Origin of the sequence: Arthrobacter sp. EpRS71 (assembly GCF_001512285.1) — a bacterium.
In the GTDB taxonomy this organism is placed as follows: Bacteria; Actinomycetota; Actinomycetes; order Actinomycetales; family Micrococcaceae; genus Arthrobacter.
The window spans coordinates 1,270,969-1,285,991 of sequence record NZ_LNUV01000006.1 but is presented as its reverse complement, the minus strand read 5'-3'; the positions used below and the strand labels follow the sequence as shown (position 1 = coordinate 1,285,991).

The following is a 15,023-nucleotide window of genomic DNA, read 5'->3' as shown; positions in this document are numbered from 1 at the left end:
GTTTGCAGAATCCTGCGTTTTGCTGCGGAAACCAGGGCGGACATTCGACGGCCCGGCAGGGCTGTTACTGACCGGGCGCTACGCGGTCATCCGGGATCATTGACCACAAGGTTGCCACACGTTCGGCACCTTCGGGTATCTGGGTGGGGTCTTCAAGTTCGTACTCCCGCAGAACCGCACGGACCCTGTCCAAAAGTTCCCTGCGCTGTGGGTTGGTAAGGTACAGCAGGTTGCTGGAGAGAACAACCGCGGCCGGCTCTTCACCGGTTTCCCCGCGTTGCCGACGTTCCCCGCGGGCTTTGGCGAAAGCAGAGGCCCGGCGGCGGAAGGCATCCAATTCAAGGTCCACCACGGCTATCTCAGGGCTGGCAACGCTGCCTCCCGAGATGGTGAAGTCCGTTCCAGCCGCCTTCCAGCGGCGTTCCCTGGCGTCTCCCGCATTTTCCGCCGGCGCCACGATCCCCCATTTTTGAAGCGCCCGGAGGTGGTAGCTCATGGCACTGGGCGTCAGACCCGTCCTGGCAGCGAGTTCGGTGGCTGTGTGACTGACCTGTGTGGCGTAAAGCTCAGAGATAACCTCAAGCCGGGCGGCATGGGCCAAAGCACGGATAGCTTTGGGATCGGTGATCTCAACAGTCTTCTCGGCGCGTTTGCGCCGGGGAACGTCTCCTGACGCCTGGGATGCCTCGTTGTTCACAGTCACTTCATCAGTGTAGTCAGGGTCACTTCCCGGAGGTCCGACGGTGGATGAGCGCGCCGTATCCCGGTTCACTCGCTGACCCGCTCCGGGTCCGGAAGGAGGAACCCTTCCAATACCAGGTTGGTGACATCGCGGAAGAGCCCTTCGCGGAAGGCTTCTTCATCGAAGCCCTCACCTCCGCCCAAGAGCGAGACCAGAGCCGAGGTGATCTGCCGGACTGACAATTGGCCGTCGCAGGCGGAGACGAAACCGGCAAGTTCAGTGCTCAGCAGATTGGTCCTCCGAAGGCCAGCCCCTTGCCTCAGAAGGATGACTCCGGGATGAGCAGCCCCTGGGCGCTGGTGCCTTTCCTCCGTGACATCCTCGGCAACCACAAGGTGCGCCAAAGGAACCGACTCTGCGGCCACCCAGTCAGCCCGTTCCACGGCGGCACCCAGGTGAGGTCCGATCGGTTGTTCGATCGGGTATGTAATTTCCTCGAAGCGGTTGATGATGGCCCCGACCTCTGGCTCCGGACGTCGCAGCCAAATCATGCCGAAGCCAATGCCCTCAACGTTTCTGGACGCAAAATCCTCCAAATAGGCTGCGTACGCTTCCTGGTATTGCCCATCCTCGCGGTTCTGCGAGGCGTCCTGAAGCCAGGTCTCCGCGTACTGTTCAGGGCCAACCTGTTCCCGTTGAATGAACCAGACGTCCAACCCTGCGTTCCTGAGCCATGCCTCGGGCCGGTCCTTCCATTCCGAACCAGAGGTTATCTCCCAGTTGCCCAGCATTTGCGCTGTCCCACCGGGCTCCAGAACCTCCGCGAGGGACTGGACAAGGGAAGCCACAATGTCGTCGCCGGGAAGACCGCCGTCGCGGTACGTGAACTGGTCCGACGACGATTCGCCGCCCGTCCGCGGAGTGATAACAAACGGAGGGTTCGATACCACCAACCCGAACTGCTCGCCTTTCACGGGTTCAAGGAGCGAGCCAAGCCGGAGGCTCACCCTGCCCTCCAGGTTCTTGGGGTCCAGCTCCAGTTCCGCGGCATTCAGCAGAAGGTTGAACCGGGTAAAGGCGAGCGCCCTCTCGGAGATATCCGTGGCCGTCACGTGCTCGCAGTGATGGAGCAAATGGAACGTTTGGATACCGCAGCCTGTGCCCACATCCAGTGCTCGTTTGCTGTGTTTCCTGTACGTGGTTTGGACCAGTGTTGTGGAGGCACGCCCGATTCCCAGGACATGGTCATGCCTCAACACTCCGGGTTGCTGATGCGCTGCGAGGTCGCTGGCAACCCAGAGCTCCGCGCCGCCACTGCCATCGGTGTTGGCGTCCCAGCCGTAGGGGCGCAGGTCCGCCTTGGCCGTGACCATCCCGGCGTCCACAGTGACCAGCCCCAACTCCGCGAGTCCCTCCGCACGGATACCGGGAAGGGCGGAATCGATGTCCGCCGCGGACTGTGGAACGGCCAGCAGCCAAAGACGGACAATCACCGCCAAAGAACGGACCAGTGGTGCCTCGGAATTTATGAGCCGCTCACTGGCCAGGAGCGCGGGAATGAGCTGGTCCCTGCCAAGTGCCTCCGAGGCCGATGCGCCCAAAAGTTCAGCCACGCCGTCAACCGTGTAGGAGAGAGCACGAAGATCTGCGGCGAGCGCCGACAACAGTTCGGGGAGGTCGCTGCGGGGAGCATCGTCGGTGTTGCCGGAAGTAAAGGAGGAAGCTGTGTCAGTCACCTTGCAAGTGTAGGGGCGGCACGGAGTCCTCCGGGATGCTGAACCTGCTCTATGTGGACAAACGGGAGGGGTGGACAAGCGGGAGCAGTGGACAAACACCCTTGTGGGAACCCGGTAGCGTTGGATGCATGCTCAACTTCTCCTCCACAAGGCGCCGTGCGGGCCTTGTTGCCATCACAGCCGCGGCCTTGCTGGGAGTCAGCGGCTGCCAGGCACCGGTCAACATCGAAAACGCCGACGTTCCCGCGTGGAAGGAAAAGGTCCTCCCTTCGGCGAGCGGCGTGGTGTTGGAGGACTCCGGAAAAATCCTCAACCGGGACCCGTTGGTCAAGGACGCCCCCAACGTCCCGGCGGGAAGCTACACGCTCACCATGGCTTGCGATGGTGGAGGCAAAGCCTATTTCGCGGTGTCCTCGGGCGGCAACAAGATCGCGGACGCGGCCGCAGCGTGTAATGGCAGCCTTGACGTAGTGAAGATCAAAGTCCCCGGCGCCGGCGCTTTGAGCATCTCCACCAGCAGCGTCGATGCCCCGCTGATCTTCGCCTACCACGTGGTCCCGTCAGCCGCTTAGGCCCCCGCAGGCATCTACCCTGACAACCCTTGGGCCAGCGGCCTTAGGGGCGTAAAGTCAGTCCATGGGCAGCAAGGCAGCTCGCTCGGTGATGCCACAGCGGCCGGCGAGGGCCGCCGTCGTCATTCTCATTGCGCTGAGCGGCAGCCTGACGGCATGCGAATACACCTATGACGAGGATGGCAGGCCGGAGGCCAGCCCCACTTCCACTGCCGGCACTGTGGTTCTTCCGCCCGATCCGGCGCTGGAGGAAACAGTAACCGGCGAAGCACTGGAAGAGTGGGCCACACTGGCGTTGCCCGAGTCCCAAGGGCAGTCTTTCTTCTCAAGCAGCGGCTACCTCAACCCCGGCGAAGCCAAGTCTGAGCAGACGGTGCAGTTGCCTGGCGGGACGTACGCGGTGACGCTGGCATGCCGCGGCACACGACGTGTGACCTTCAGCGTCGCGTTGGGCGAGGCCAAGCTCGTGGACCTGACCTTGGGGTGCGCCAACGCACGCGTGAGCGTGGTCCAGGTGGAAAAGGACGCAATACTGTCCATCACAGTGGGCTCACGATCGGACGCCAACTTCGCGTATCGGGTGAGCCGGCTCTGACCCGGCGGTCAGGCGGCTTCGCAGCCTCCGGGGCAGCGGAGAGTTTCAGGACTGGAGGCACATTCCCCGCAGTACAGCGTCAAAGTACGGCAGCTGAGGTTGGAACAGTTCTCGAACTTGTTGGTGGGTGCAGCGCAGCGGACGCATTCACCGATTGTCTTGGCTTCCTCGCTGAACTCGACGTGCATGCGCTTGTCGAAGACGTAGAGCGAGCCTTCCCAGAGGCCCTTATCCTTGAACGTCTCGCCGTAGCGGACAATCCCGCCATCCAATTGGTACACCTCTTTGAAGCCCCTGTTGACCATGAGGCTGGACAACACTTCGCAGCGGATTCCGCCCGTGCAGTATGTGACGACGGGCTTGTCCTTGAGGTCGTCGTACTTGCCGGATTCGAGTTCCTTGATGAAGTCGTGCGTGGTGTCGACGTCCGGGACGATCGCGTCCTTGAACTTACCGATCTGGGCTTCGAACGCGTTGCGGCCGTCAAAAAACACCACGTCTTCGCCGCTGGTCTTTTTGGCATCCACCAGTGCGTGAAGTTCCTCTGGCTGGAGGTGTTTCCCGCCGCCCACCACGCCGTTCGCGTCCACTTTAAGCTCACCTGGGGCTCCGAACGACACGATTTCGTCGCGGACCTTGACGCTGAGGCGCGGGAAATCCGCAGCGCCTCCCTCCGACCATTTGAAGTCGATGTCGTGAAAACCCTTGTATTCACGGGTGGTCTTCACATACTGCTTCATGTTGTTGAGCTCGCCGCCCACCGTGGCGTTGATGCCGTCCTTTGATATGAGGATCCGGCCGGTGAGACCCAGCTTTTCGCACAGGGCGCGCTGCCATAGACGCACGGCGTCGGGGTCGGCGATCGGGGTAAAGCCATAGAAGAGCACAATTCGGTTCAAAGCCACTATTAAAGGGTACTCGGTGCAGTAAAATCGTCGCCTTGCGCGCAGGGTTCCTCGCCGGGTTCCGGGCAGGCTGGCTGCGGGACCACCGGCGGGAAGTCACAATTCCATAAGCAACCATCGCCGGGCTGACGTGGCTCTGTTGCTTCATGGTGCGCTGGCATACTCTCTCTACATGAGTCCAGACGCCTTGGTTGAAGACATTGCGCACCTCTTGGAAGTCTGGGTGGCCGGCTGGTCCGGCTGCCGCGGCTATGAACTACGCCAAGAAGGCCGCTTCCCTGCCGCACTTCGCGCCGACAAAACCGGTGACTGGGAGTATTTCGCCCATGATCCCTCAGATGAAGAGTTCGCCGCCTTGGCTGACAAGACGGCAGAAGCCCCCACGCGGATCCTGACGATCCTCACCAACGATGTCCAACGGTACAAATACCTCGCTGAAAAGCGCGGACTCACTGTGACCTCCGCGTCCCAGACCATGATGATCGTGGACATGGAAACTCAGGACGCCGAGGATCCGTGGCTCCCTGACGACGATCTGGAGCTGGCTACCTCTGAATCCAACGGCGTCCATTACGCTGTGGTCCATTCCGGCGAGCAGGTAGCTGCCAGCGGCAGGGTGTACGTGGTCAACGGCACAGCCATTTTCGACAAGATCGTTACCGAACCTGATTTTCAACGCCGCGGCCTGGGCAGCTTCATCATGAAGGCGCTGGCGGCGCAGGCCTTCGCGCACGATGTTGAGAACGGCCTGCTCCTGGCATCCTTGGACGGCCAAAAGCTTTACTCCCATCTGGGATGGGACGTGGTGTGCCACGTCCTGATGATGTCCAGCGGAACCGAAGGCTCGGACCTCTCAGGAGCATAGAAACCCCTTTAAAAGAGCAATGCCCGACGGCGGCGCCCCCGGGTGCCGCCGTCGGCGTCCCCGCACAGTGACAGAATGATTCGGTGGCTGCACCGAATTCATTGATCTCCTTGCTGGGCCGGACGCCGGACCCTGAGCAGCTGCGCCATGTCCACACCATCCCGGCCCGTAAAGCGGTCAACGAGCCCTGGCCAAGCTGGGTCCACCCGGATGTTCTGGCGGCCTACGGTACCTTGGGCATTCACGAGCCGTACCGGCACCAGATCCAGGCGGCAGAGCTCGCCCATTCGGGACAGCATGTGGTCATCGCCACGGGAACTGCTTCCGGAAAGTCGCTCGCTTACCAGTTGCCGGCCTTGGATGCGATACACCGTTCCGAGCTGCGGGTCCTGTCGGATCCCGGCAAGATCCACGACGACGGCGCCGTCACGCTGTACTTGTCCCCCACCAAGGCCCTTGCCGCAGATCAACTCGCAGCGATCCGCTCCCTGAAACTGCCCACGGTCCGGGCAGAAACCTATGACGGCGATACTGATGTCTCGTCCCGGCGTTGGATCCGGGACCACGCCAACTTCATCCTGGCCAATCCGGACATGCTGCACTTCGGCATCCTTCCCAACCACACGTGGTGGGCCCGGTTCTTCCGGCGGCTGCGCTACGTGATCGTGGACGAAGCACATAGTTACCGCGGCGTGTTCGGCTCGCACGTGGCCAATCTGATGCGACGCCTTCGCCGGATCTGCGCTTACTACGGCGCCGGGAGCTCCTTTCCGGAGCCGGTGTTCATTGCTGCTTCCGCCACAGCCTCGGATCCCGGGGTTTCCTTTGGACGGCTCATCGGCGCTCCCGTCCGGGAAGTCTCCGAAGACTGCTCGCCGCACGGGTCCACCACGGTGGCTTTCTGGGAACCATCCCTCACGGACGTCAAAGGTGAGAACGGCGCCAAACAGCGAAGGACAGCCGTAGCTGAAACAGCGGACATCCTGGCGAACCTCGTCTCCTCCCGTGTCAGGACCATCGCGTTCATCAAGTCGCGTCGCGGCGCCGAGTCCATTGCGTCCATCACCAAGAGACTGCTGGACGAAGTGGATCCCAGTCTTCCCGGGCGGGTGGCCGCCTACCGTTCCGGGTATCTCCCCGAGGAGCGGCGGGCCTTGGAACAGGCTTTGAGGTCCGGCCAGCTGCTGGGCGTCTCCAGCACTTCCGCTTTGGAACTTGGCATCGATATTTCGGGTCTTGATGCAGTGCTGGTTGCAGGATGGCCCGGCACCCGGGCCTCCCTTTTTCAGCAGATCGGCCGCGCAGGCCGGGCAGGTCAGGACGCCATTGCCGCCTTCGTGGCAAGCGATGACCCCTTGGATACTTATCTGGTGAACCATCCCGAGGCCATCTTTGACGTGTCCGTGGAAGCCACCGTCTTTGATCCCGGCAATCCCTATGTCCTGGGACCCCACCTGTGCGCGGCAGCGGCCGAGTTGCCCATCGGTCCGGCGGAGCTCGATCTTTTCGGCCCCACCGCCGAAGGGCTCCTTGACCGTTTGGTCCTTCAGGGATACCTGCGTAAGCGGCCCGCGGGGTGGTTCTGGACGCACCCTGAGAGCGCTGCCGGCATGGTGAACCTCCGGGCTGATGGGGGTGGACCCGTGAGCATCGTGGATGCCGAAACGGGCTCGCTCCTGGGAACCATGGATTCGCCACAAACCCACTATCAAGCCCACACGGGTGCCATCTATGTCCACCAAGGTGAGAGCTACCTGGTGGAGGACCTCAACGAAACCGATCACTGCGTCATGGTGCGCCGGGTCAACCCTGACTTCTACACCACGGCACGGGATGTAACCCAGATCGAAGTCCTTGAAACTTCCCGTTCGGTCCAGTGGGGTGACATCACCGTGCACTTCGGTGACGTCAAAGTCACCACCCAAGTTGTCTCCTTCCAGCGCAAAGCCGTGATTTCCAACGAGATCCTCGGCGAGGAACCCCTCGATTTGGGTGCCAGGGACCTGTTTACCAAGGCCGTCTGGTTCGTGGTGGATAACCGTTCCCTGCACGGTGCCGGGCTGGTGGAAGCGGAGTTCCCCGGGGCGCTGCATGCGGCCGAACACGCTGCAATCGGGCTCCTCCCTTTGGTTGCTTCCAGTGACCGTTGGGATATCGGCGGGGTATCCACCGCCTTGCATGCCGACACCGGGGTGCCAACGATCTTCGTTTACGACGGCCATCCTGGTGGTGCCGGGTTTGCTGAACGAGGTTTTGAGAAGGCCAAGATATGGCTGACAGCCACACGGGAAGCGATCAAGTCATGTGAGTGTGATGCCGGCTGCCCGTCCTGTGTTCAGTCCCCTAAATGCGGTAACAAGAACAACCCGTTGGACAAGGCAGCCGCCATCACCCTCCTTGATGTTTTGTTGAAGGACGCCAGCTAGCCAAGAACGGCAGCGGCCAGGCCCTTCCGCGGTATACGGCCCGTTTTCTGCCGCTTACGGAGGAGGCCCTGCCCGTGCGCGGCCAGTGGCAACGCCCCACTGGAAGGGACGGGACAGCTCCGTTTCAACCTCCACCTCGTCCCCGCCGGCCACGGTGCAGGACGTGATCTTCGCATCGTGTTTACCGGCCACCTCTGCTGCCACCGCGCAGGGCTCCCCGGAAGTTAGCCCCCTCGCAGAATCTGCGGCAGCAAGAGCAGCCAGGTCGGCCGCGGACGCGGCCCGTGATGCCATCACTCCGGCCTGAGCCAGGATGAGCAGGCCCATCAGCAGCGCCATGACCACCGCGCCCAAGGCAAGCGCGAGCACGGTACCAGCACCGCGTTCGTGCTGGGCAATTGGCCAGAGCGTCGTCACGAGGTACCCGCTTCTGCCCGGGCGGATGCCGAGGCCTTCAACGTCCAAGGGATCAGCGGTCCCAAGGCCCCGCCCACTGGCGAGGAAGCAGTCACTGTGACCCACTCGCCGTCGTCCGTCAGCGACGAAGCAACGCTTTCCCCGGCAAGTCGCTTGACGATCCCGTCCACCGAGCCAGCGTCCTCGCCCCGGGCCGACGCACGCGCTCCCGCCCTTACCGCGTCCTCCAGCCGGAGTTGGGTAATACCGGCGGCGCCGCCTGCCAGCAGGAATGCCAGGAGCAACACAACGGCCGGCAAGGCCACTGCGAACTCCGCAGTCACAGCACCCCTTTCCTTCTCACGCCGGGAAGCTCTCCCACGGGCAGGCCGCAGACCGGTCATGGCAGGGACAACGCCGTACGGATCAGGTTGAGCAGGAAGCCGCGGACCTCTTCGCTCCGAAGAATGACCACCAGCAGTCCCCCGAGACCTACTGCGGCAAGCGTGGCTATGGCGTACTCCGCCGTGGCCATTCCCACTTCCGAACCCATCAGCTTTGTCCGTGTGCTTGCCCTTGTCCAGAAACCATCGTCCTCAATTCCCCCATGGCCAGACTCCGAGAGCTCCTCAAAGCCGAGTCCTAACGCCAAGAGTTCGTCCTCAAGCTCGAATCGCTCGAGATCGTTATGTTCGAGCTCGTACTCGGAGAGTTCCTCGTGCTGGGTTGTCACCGGCGTCCCGGTAGGTGCATGGAGGGTTTCAACGGGAGCCGAGCGGTCCCGGGGCATGTCACTGAGGAGGCCCGGAAGCGTGGTAGCTAGTGTTTTCACGATGGGTTTTTCCTTTCAAGAAGTGCCAGCTCTCTGCCGACAAATCCGACTCTTCCGTGGTCTGGAGGAGGCCGGAAGAAGGCGATCTTCGCAAGTGGATAACCGTCCTGTCCGGCTGGATGTGGAGGAATGGTGGCTGCGAAATCGTTGTCCACGGTTCACCCGGAAGGAAGCATGGCGATGAGGACCGGGACGATGCCAAGGCAGATAAAGGCAGGCAGGGAGCAGAGGCCCAGGGGAACAACAAGCTTCACTCCCAAGGCCGCTGCCCGCTTCTCTGCAGCCCGGAACTGCTCGCGCCGTTCCCTCGCCGCCTGCGCATAGAGGATGGAAGCAGACGGCGCACCTGTCAGGGCTGCAAAAGCCAAAGCATTCTTCAGGCGGACCACTTGAGGCGTGTGCTTGGTTGGCGTCCGCCAGGCGGTCTCCCAGTCTGCGCCGATGGCGAGCGCGGCAACAACGGGCCGGAGTGATTGCCTGATGGGCGGCGAGGCGCACTTTGCGATAAGCTCCAGTGCCCGCCCGATTCCGGCTCCGGCGTCAAGCATCGAAGCCACCAATTCCAGCATCATCGCCGTATCGCGAAGCCCATCTGCTGCCGGGTCGACGTTGGTTGATGCGGAAGAATTCTGCGCTGTTTCGGCTTTCCCTCCCCGGGGAAGAAGCTGCGTTCTGTTCCGGAGTGGTACCGCAAAGCTCAGGTATGCGGCCAGGACCAGAACCACAGTCATGGCCCAGACCGGGGCGTGGTACATCAGGGGCCTCCGGTAGCGGACGCGACCAGGCGGGAGGACCAGACGCGGCCGGCCGCAGTGAGCAGGAGCCCTGCCGCGAAGGTGGCAACACCCAGGAAGTTGTTCAACAGGATCCCTAGAGGATCCACGCCTAATGCCATTCCCAGCCCAAGCCCGAATACCGGCAGCCACGATAACAGCCGAACGGTAGCCTTAGGCCCGGCGAGCGCCGTCTGACGGGCGGCCTCGGAGTCTTCTTCGGCCTCCAATTGCGCTGCGAAGCGGGTGAGGAGGTCCGCCAGCGGACAGCCGCTGGTCTCCGCGATGTCCAGGCAGGCTGCCAGCTCCATCCACACGCGGCGCTCAGAACTTCCGCGACGCGGATACGCCTTGGCGGCAGCGCCCCGGATGGCTTCGGCTGGTGAGTTTCCCACCGTTGACGCCGCCCGTGCCGCCGCGAGAACTTGCAAGGACTCGGCGGACAGCCTGGCGTTCCCCTTTTCCGCTGCTGGAACTGTGCCAGTGTCCGCGATGTGCCGCGAACCATGGACAATCCATAGCTCCTCCCACAGCCGGAAGGCTCCCCGGCCGCCCCGCAAGAGCGCCGCGAGCTGTTGTACCAGCACACCAAGCGACAACGGCTCGGGGTGCTTTCGCGGCCTTGGACGTCCGAGCCGCATCCATGGACGGACGTTGCTTCGCCGGGTCCGGACCTGCCGTTCCCCCAGGCTCGTCCTGAGACGCCGGAGGCCAGCCCGCCTTCCCTTGAACTGCAGCCACGCTGCCAGTGCCGAAACCAGGATGAAGGGGCCGATCATCGGCTGTCACCCAAACGACGCAGCCTTCGGGGAGGTGACCCGTTTGATGTCGGGTCGCCCGTCATCAGGGACTGGTGGTGTGGTGGCTCTTCGTGTGCCAGCACACCATCCATCTCCTCCAGCGGTTCCAGTGATAGCCGGGCGGAGAGTTCGGACCATGCCGGCCCTGGCGTCATTCCTGTGGGGCTCCAGCTGAGGGCCGACACCACTTTCTGGCCCTGCTTGGTATCGGTCACTACGCCGATGGACGCCACTTTTCGTCCGGACTGTGTTCGAGCCACGTGAATCACGACGTCAACGGCGCTGGAGACCTGCAACCGCACGGCTTCGGCGTTCAACCCTGCCAGGGCGCCGAGGGCCACCAACCGTGCCGGCACCGCTTCGGCAGTGTTGGCGTGGATGGTGCCACCACCGCCGGTGTGGCCGGTGTTGAGCGCGGTTAGCAGTTCGCGGACTTCAGCACCCCGGCATTCTCCTACGATCAGCCTGTCCGGCCGCATGCGCAGTGCTTGGCGGACCAGTTCTCCGAGGTCCAGTGCCCCTCCGCCCTCGAGGTTTCCGTGGCGCGATTCCAACGTCACCACATGCGGGTGGACAGGGTTGAGCTCGGCGGCGTCCTCTATCAGGACCAAACGCTCGGCTGGATGGCTCAAGCCGAGCATGGTGGAGAGCAGGGTCGTCTTCCCTGAGCCCGTTGCTCCGCTGATGAGAAAACTCAGTTTGTGAGCCATGACGGCCCGGAGAACCGCCTCGACGTGGTCCGAAAACATGCCACGTTCTTTCAACTCGGCGAGGGTGAACACTTCATCCCGGCGGATGCGAATGGACAGCAGGGTCCCCGACGTTGATATCGGCGAGAGGACGGCGTGCACCCGATATCCGCCGTTGAGCCGGACGTCCACACAGGGGGAACCGTCGTCCAGTCGCCTTCCCCCGGCTGAGACAAGGCGGGTGGCCAATGATCTGATCTGTTGTTCGGTGTCGAAATGAACAGATGAACGTTCCAGCCCGTTCCCGCGGTCCAACCACACGGAATCAGGGCCGTTGACAAAAATGTCCGTGACGGCCGGATCTTGTGCGAGCGGCTGGAGGGGGCCTAATCCGTTCAGTTCCGCATTGATGGATTCGGCCGCCTCCAACGCTCCTGCTGTACCCAGTAATCTGCCGCTTGCCTGCACTGCTGCCGCGACAGTAGATGGGGTCACGGGTCCGCTCCCTGCGAGCACTGATTCCCGCACCGTTTCAAGGAGAACCGAGTCCAGCCTGCGGCCCTGCCGGCGGCGGCTTCCCTTGGCAAAGAGGCTCACTGGACGCCGCCGCTCAGTTCCAGCACGGCCTCGGCGAAGCGGCTGATGGTTTTCCTGCGTCCGATTTCCAGCAGTCGCCCCAGCTCAGTGCCCGCAGCAACTCCACGGATTTCCGGCAGGATACCCAGCAGCGGCAACCCCAGAGACTCCGCGATCACGGGAGCATCCACAGAGGTGCCGCCGCTTCCGCGGACCAGAAGTCCGGCGTCCATGGGCGGGAGTTCGTTGAGGACGCGCGCGGCAGCCACTGCGGATTTGAGGTGGGCCTTGGTCAGCACCAAGATCTTGTCGCAGTCCCACGCGAGTGTGCCCAATCCCTCCTCACTGCGTCCGATGTCAACCAGGATGAGTTCGAAGCTCCGGCGTGCGGCGTCAACAACAGCGGCCACGGCGCCGGCCGCCGGGATGTGGACCGGTTCACGGGTCCCGGGCCAGGACAGGTAGGCGAAGCCACCGGCAACCGGCAGTGAATCCCGGAATTGGGATGGATCAATGCTGCCTCTGGTTTCGGCGAAGTCCGGCCATCGGAGACCGGGAACTTCGTCAGCCGTCACCGCCAATTCAAGGCCGCCACCCCAGCGGTCGCCGTCGATGAGCACGGTGCTGATGCCATGACCGGCTGCAGCTTGGGCAAGCCAGATGGCAGTGGTGGTAGCTCCCGCCCCACCACTGCCACCGATGATTCCCATCACCGTACCGCCAGGATCCGGGGAACCGGACATGCTCAGGTGTTCGGCCAGCCAGGCGGCGGCCTCGGGAAGGACGGCGACGCGCTCAGCTCCGAGCGAAGCGGCTAAACGCCACAATCCGTCACCTTCAGAGGCTTTGCCGAGCAACACCGTAGGAGCCCTGCGTCTGGGCGGCAATTCGCGAATATCACTGCCAACCAAAACAACGTCGGCGTTGTCCCATCCGTGGACGGCTTCCATCACATCCGCTGCCGTTCTGAGACTTCCGCCAGCGGCAGCGACTATCCGTTTTGCCTCTTCCTGAAGGTAGGGGTCCCCGGAAACGAGCAGAATCCCGAGGGTGTCGCGAGGCACCCAGGATCCGTCCGCGTCCCCTTCCACCGGTTGCTTGCCTGATGGTCCATAAGACTCAGTAGTCAGTTCCGGCTGCTTGGGTTGTCTGGGTTGCCTGTGCCGACGATCATGCTTCCTCATGACGTTCACACTGCTTCAATCGGGGCCTCAGAATAAGGTTCGAATGCCCGTATGTGCACAACACGGCGCGGCCGGAGCTGTGGAGGAGTAGTCGATCCCCGGTACAGCACGCCGAAGCCGCCCCGGAAACGCAGCACACCTCCGCACAGGGCAGAATGGACACCATGTATTTACTGCTCGCCGCCCACCAGGACGGCGCAGCCATACAAAGGATCTCCCCCACCGGAAAGGCCACAGCTGACGCGCGCGTGGTCACCCGCGGTGACTTGCCCGGCGTCGTGCGTGAATTCGAAGCTCAGCGGCCCCGCTGGGTGTGGCACCGCGCCCAGGACTGGTACCCCGAACTGCTGACGCATGGCATTGAGCTGGAGCGTTGCCACGACCTCGCGCTCTGCGGAGCCATTCTGGCCCACTCCGAATTCACAGCCCACACGGACTACGCCAAGCATGCGGTTAAGCTCATTCAGGACGATGATTCATCACCGCCGCGCGCCCTTCAACCCCCGCCCCCGCCCGCAGATCAAGGCGCACTCTTTGAGGACCTTTCGCCCTCCAATACCAAGGCCGGGCTTGCTGAGCTCAAAGAGGAATTTGCCGCCCAACAACTCGCGATCTCCCAGGTATCCGAGGCCCACCAGCAGAAACAGCGCCTCCAACTACTGCTCGCCGCGGAGTCTGCTTGCGCAATCATCGCCGTCGAGATGCAACACGTCGGCGTCCCATGGCGTGAAGAACTGCATCAACAGATCCTCGCCGACGTTTTGGGGCCCCGCCCACCGCTCGGGCACCGTCCACCTGCACTTGAGGCTCTCTGCGCCGAGCTCAGGAGCATCCTCAACTCCCCCACCCTGAATCCGGACTCCCCTCAGGACCTGATGCGCGCCTTGCACCGGAACGGGATCGAGGTCAAAAGCACCCGGCAGTGGGAGCTTCAGGAATCCAAGCATCCGGCCATCCAGCCGTTGCTCGCCTACAAGAAGCTCTCCCGGCTGCACACCGCCAACGGCTGGTCCTGGCTGGACGCCTGGGTGCGTGACGGGCGGTTCCATCCCGAGTATGTGGTGGGTGGCGTCGTGTCAGGCCGCTGGGCCTCCCGAGGTGGCGGCGCGCTCCAGATCCCGCGCAATATCCGGGCAGCGGTCCATGCGGATCCCGGACACAAGCTCATTGTTGCCGACGCCTCTCAACTGGAGCCGCGGGTCCTTGTGGCACTGGCCCAAGACACCAAAATGGCAGAAGCAGCACGGGATAAGGACCTCTACGCAGGCATCGCAGCCCAAGGCTTCGGTGGCGACCGCGCCAAAGCGAAAATTGCCCTGCTGGGTGCCATCTACGGCGCCACCACGGGCGAGTCCGGCAGACTCATGCCGCAGCTGACGCGTACCTATCCGCGCGCCGTCGGCTTCGTGGAGCAAGCAGCACGTGAGGGCGAAGCAGGCCGAACCGTCACCACGCGGCTGGGTAGAAGCAGCCCTCCACCATCGGCCGGCTGGCTGCGGAGCCAACAATCAACCACGGCCGAGGAACAGCGCCGCGCCGATAATCTGGCCCGGTCACGGGGCCGCTTCACCCGCAACTTCGTGGTGCAAGGTTCGGCTGCTGAGTGGGCGGCCTGCTGGTTGGCGGAATTACGACGGCGGCTGCGGACCTTGCGCGCAGAAGGCTCACCCAGCGGTGAACTCGTCTTCTTCCTGCACGATGAAGTGATGATTCACGCTCCCGTTGATGCCGTGGACGCGTGTATCCGCGCCATCGAAGAAGCTGCCGCCGCGGCGAAGGAACTCATGTTCGGGCGGATCCCGGTGGAATTTCCGGTGAGCCTGGCCGTGGTCGATTCGTACGACAATGCGAAGTAGCCGGACCATAGCGGGAAGGTGCGGCACTATCCAGTCATATCTCGCCATATGAGCCGGAATGACCTGCTTCCTGGCGGTACTGCCAAGTAACTTTAGTTCGTCCCGGGATCTGGATAGTTTCACTCTGTGGATAGTT

General features: G+C 62.9%; 15 protein-coding genes. 5 read left to right on the top strand and 10 right to left on the bottom strand.

The window, feature by feature from the left end; genetic code table 11:
- Positions 1 to 64: 64 nt before the first annotated feature.
- Together AR689_RS16265 and AR689_RS16260 are read right to left on the bottom strand one after the other, a co-directional pair.
- Positions 65 to 697 (bottom strand): ArsR/SmtB family transcription factor, encoded by a 633-nt coding sequence (locus AR689_RS16265; RefSeq protein WP_231745557.1) that lies wholly within the window; start codon positions 695 to 697, stop codon positions 65 to 67.
- Positions 698 to 768: 71 nt separating this feature from the next.
- On the bottom strand, positions 769 to 2,418 hold the full coding sequence (locus tag AR689_RS16260) for a DUF7059 domain-containing protein (protein WP_062071777.1): 1,650 nt from the start codon (positions 2,416 to 2,418) through the stop codon (positions 769 to 771).
- A gap of 128 nt (positions 2,419 to 2,546) precedes the next feature.
- On the opposite strand from AR689_RS16260, the gene AR689_RS16255 reads away from it, so the two are divergent.
- Together AR689_RS16255 and AR689_RS16250 are read left to right on the top strand one after the other, a co-directional pair.
- The gene (locus AR689_RS16255; protein WP_062071775.1) at positions 2,547 to 2,990 is read left to right on the top strand and encodes a DUF6023 family protein; all 444 of its coding nucleotides are present in this window, start codon (positions 2,547 to 2,549) and stop codon (positions 2,988 to 2,990) included.
- A gap of 64 nt (positions 2,991 to 3,054) precedes the next feature.
- Positions 3,055 to 3,585, top strand: a complete 531-nt coding sequence (locus tag AR689_RS16250) for a DUF6023 family protein (RefSeq protein WP_062071773.1) — start codon at positions 3,055 to 3,057, stop codon at positions 3,583 to 3,585.
- An 8-nt stretch (positions 3,586 to 3,593) separates the two neighbouring features.
- Here the strand turns inward: AR689_RS16250 and trhO are convergent, their stop codons facing one another.
- The gene (trhO, locus tag AR689_RS16245) at positions 3,594 to 4,490 is read right to left on the bottom strand and encodes an oxygen-dependent tRNA uridine(34) hydroxylase TrhO (protein ID WP_062071771.1); all 897 of its coding nucleotides are present in this window, start codon (positions 4,488 to 4,490) and stop codon (positions 3,594 to 3,596) included.
- Positions 4,491 to 4,662: 172 nt separating this feature from the next.
- Here trhO and AR689_RS16240 point away from each other — a divergent pair, with 172 nt between their 5' ends.
- Both AR689_RS16240 and AR689_RS16235 read left to right on the top strand, forming a co-directional pair.
- On the top strand, positions 4,663 to 5,355 hold the full coding sequence (locus tag AR689_RS16240; RefSeq protein WP_062071769.1) for a GNAT family N-acetyltransferase: 693 nt from the start codon (positions 4,663 to 4,665) through the stop codon (positions 5,353 to 5,355).
- Between the two features lie 83 nt (positions 5,356 to 5,438).
- A complete protein-coding gene (locus tag AR689_RS16235) occupies positions 5,439 to 7,781 on the top strand; it encodes a DEAD/DEAH box helicase (RefSeq protein WP_062071768.1) in 2,343 nt (780 codons plus the stop codon).
- Positions 7,782 to 7,835: 54 nt separating this feature from the next.
- On the opposite strand, the gene AR689_RS16230 is transcribed toward AR689_RS16235, so the two are convergent.
- The 7 genes from AR689_RS16230 to ssd all read right to left on the bottom strand — a co-directional run bounded on the left by AR689_RS16230 (position 7,836) and on the right by ssd (position 12,911).
- Positions 7,836 to 8,198: an Rv3654c family TadE-like protein gene (locus tag AR689_RS16230; RefSeq protein ID WP_082697999.1), complete on the bottom strand. Its 363-nt coding sequence runs from the start codon at positions 8,196 to 8,198 to the stop codon at positions 7,836 to 7,838.
- Entirely contained in the window at positions 8,195 to 8,521 is a 327-nt protein-coding gene (locus AR689_RS16225) for a TadE family type IV pilus minor pilin (RefSeq protein ID WP_231745556.1), read from the bottom strand. The genes AR689_RS16230 and AR689_RS16225 overlap by 4 nt, the downstream gene beginning before the upstream one ends.
- Positions 8,522 to 8,577: 56 nt before the next feature.
- Positions 8,578 to 9,009 (bottom strand): DUF4244 domain-containing protein, encoded by a 432-nt coding sequence (locus AR689_RS16220; RefSeq protein WP_062071764.1) that lies wholly within the window; start codon positions 9,007 to 9,009, stop codon positions 8,578 to 8,580.
- 158 nt (positions 9,010 to 9,167) lie between these two features.
- Entirely contained in the window at positions 9,168 to 9,764 is a 597-nt protein-coding gene (locus tag AR689_RS16215; RefSeq protein ID WP_062071762.1) for a type II secretion system F family protein, read from the bottom strand.
- Entirely contained in the window at positions 9,764 to 10,561 is a 798-nt protein-coding gene (locus AR689_RS16210) for a type II secretion system F family protein (protein ID WP_062071760.1), read from the bottom strand. The genes AR689_RS16215 and AR689_RS16210 overlap by 1 nt, the downstream gene beginning before the upstream one ends.
- Positions 10,558 to 11,868, bottom strand: coding sequence for a TadA family conjugal transfer-associated ATPase (locus tag AR689_RS16205; RefSeq protein WP_231745555.1), 1,311 nt, complete (start codon positions 11,866 to 11,868; stop codon positions 10,558 to 10,560). The genes AR689_RS16210 and AR689_RS16205 overlap by 4 nt, the downstream gene beginning before the upstream one ends.
- Entirely contained in the window at positions 11,865 to 12,911 is a 1,047-nt protein-coding gene (gene ssd, locus AR689_RS16200) for a septum site-determining protein Ssd (protein WP_231745554.1), read from the bottom strand. Before ssd ends, AR689_RS16205 begins: the two co-directional genes overlap by 4 nt.
- A 284-nt stretch (positions 12,912 to 13,195) precedes the next feature.
- Here ssd and AR689_RS16195 point away from each other — a divergent pair, with 284 nt between their 5' ends.
- Positions 13,196 to 14,887, top strand: a complete 1,692-nt coding sequence (locus tag AR689_RS16195) for a bifunctional 3'-5' exonuclease/DNA polymerase (RefSeq protein WP_062073845.1) — start codon at positions 13,196 to 13,198, stop codon at positions 14,885 to 14,887.
- Positions 14,888 to 15,023: the final 136 nt, after the last annotated feature.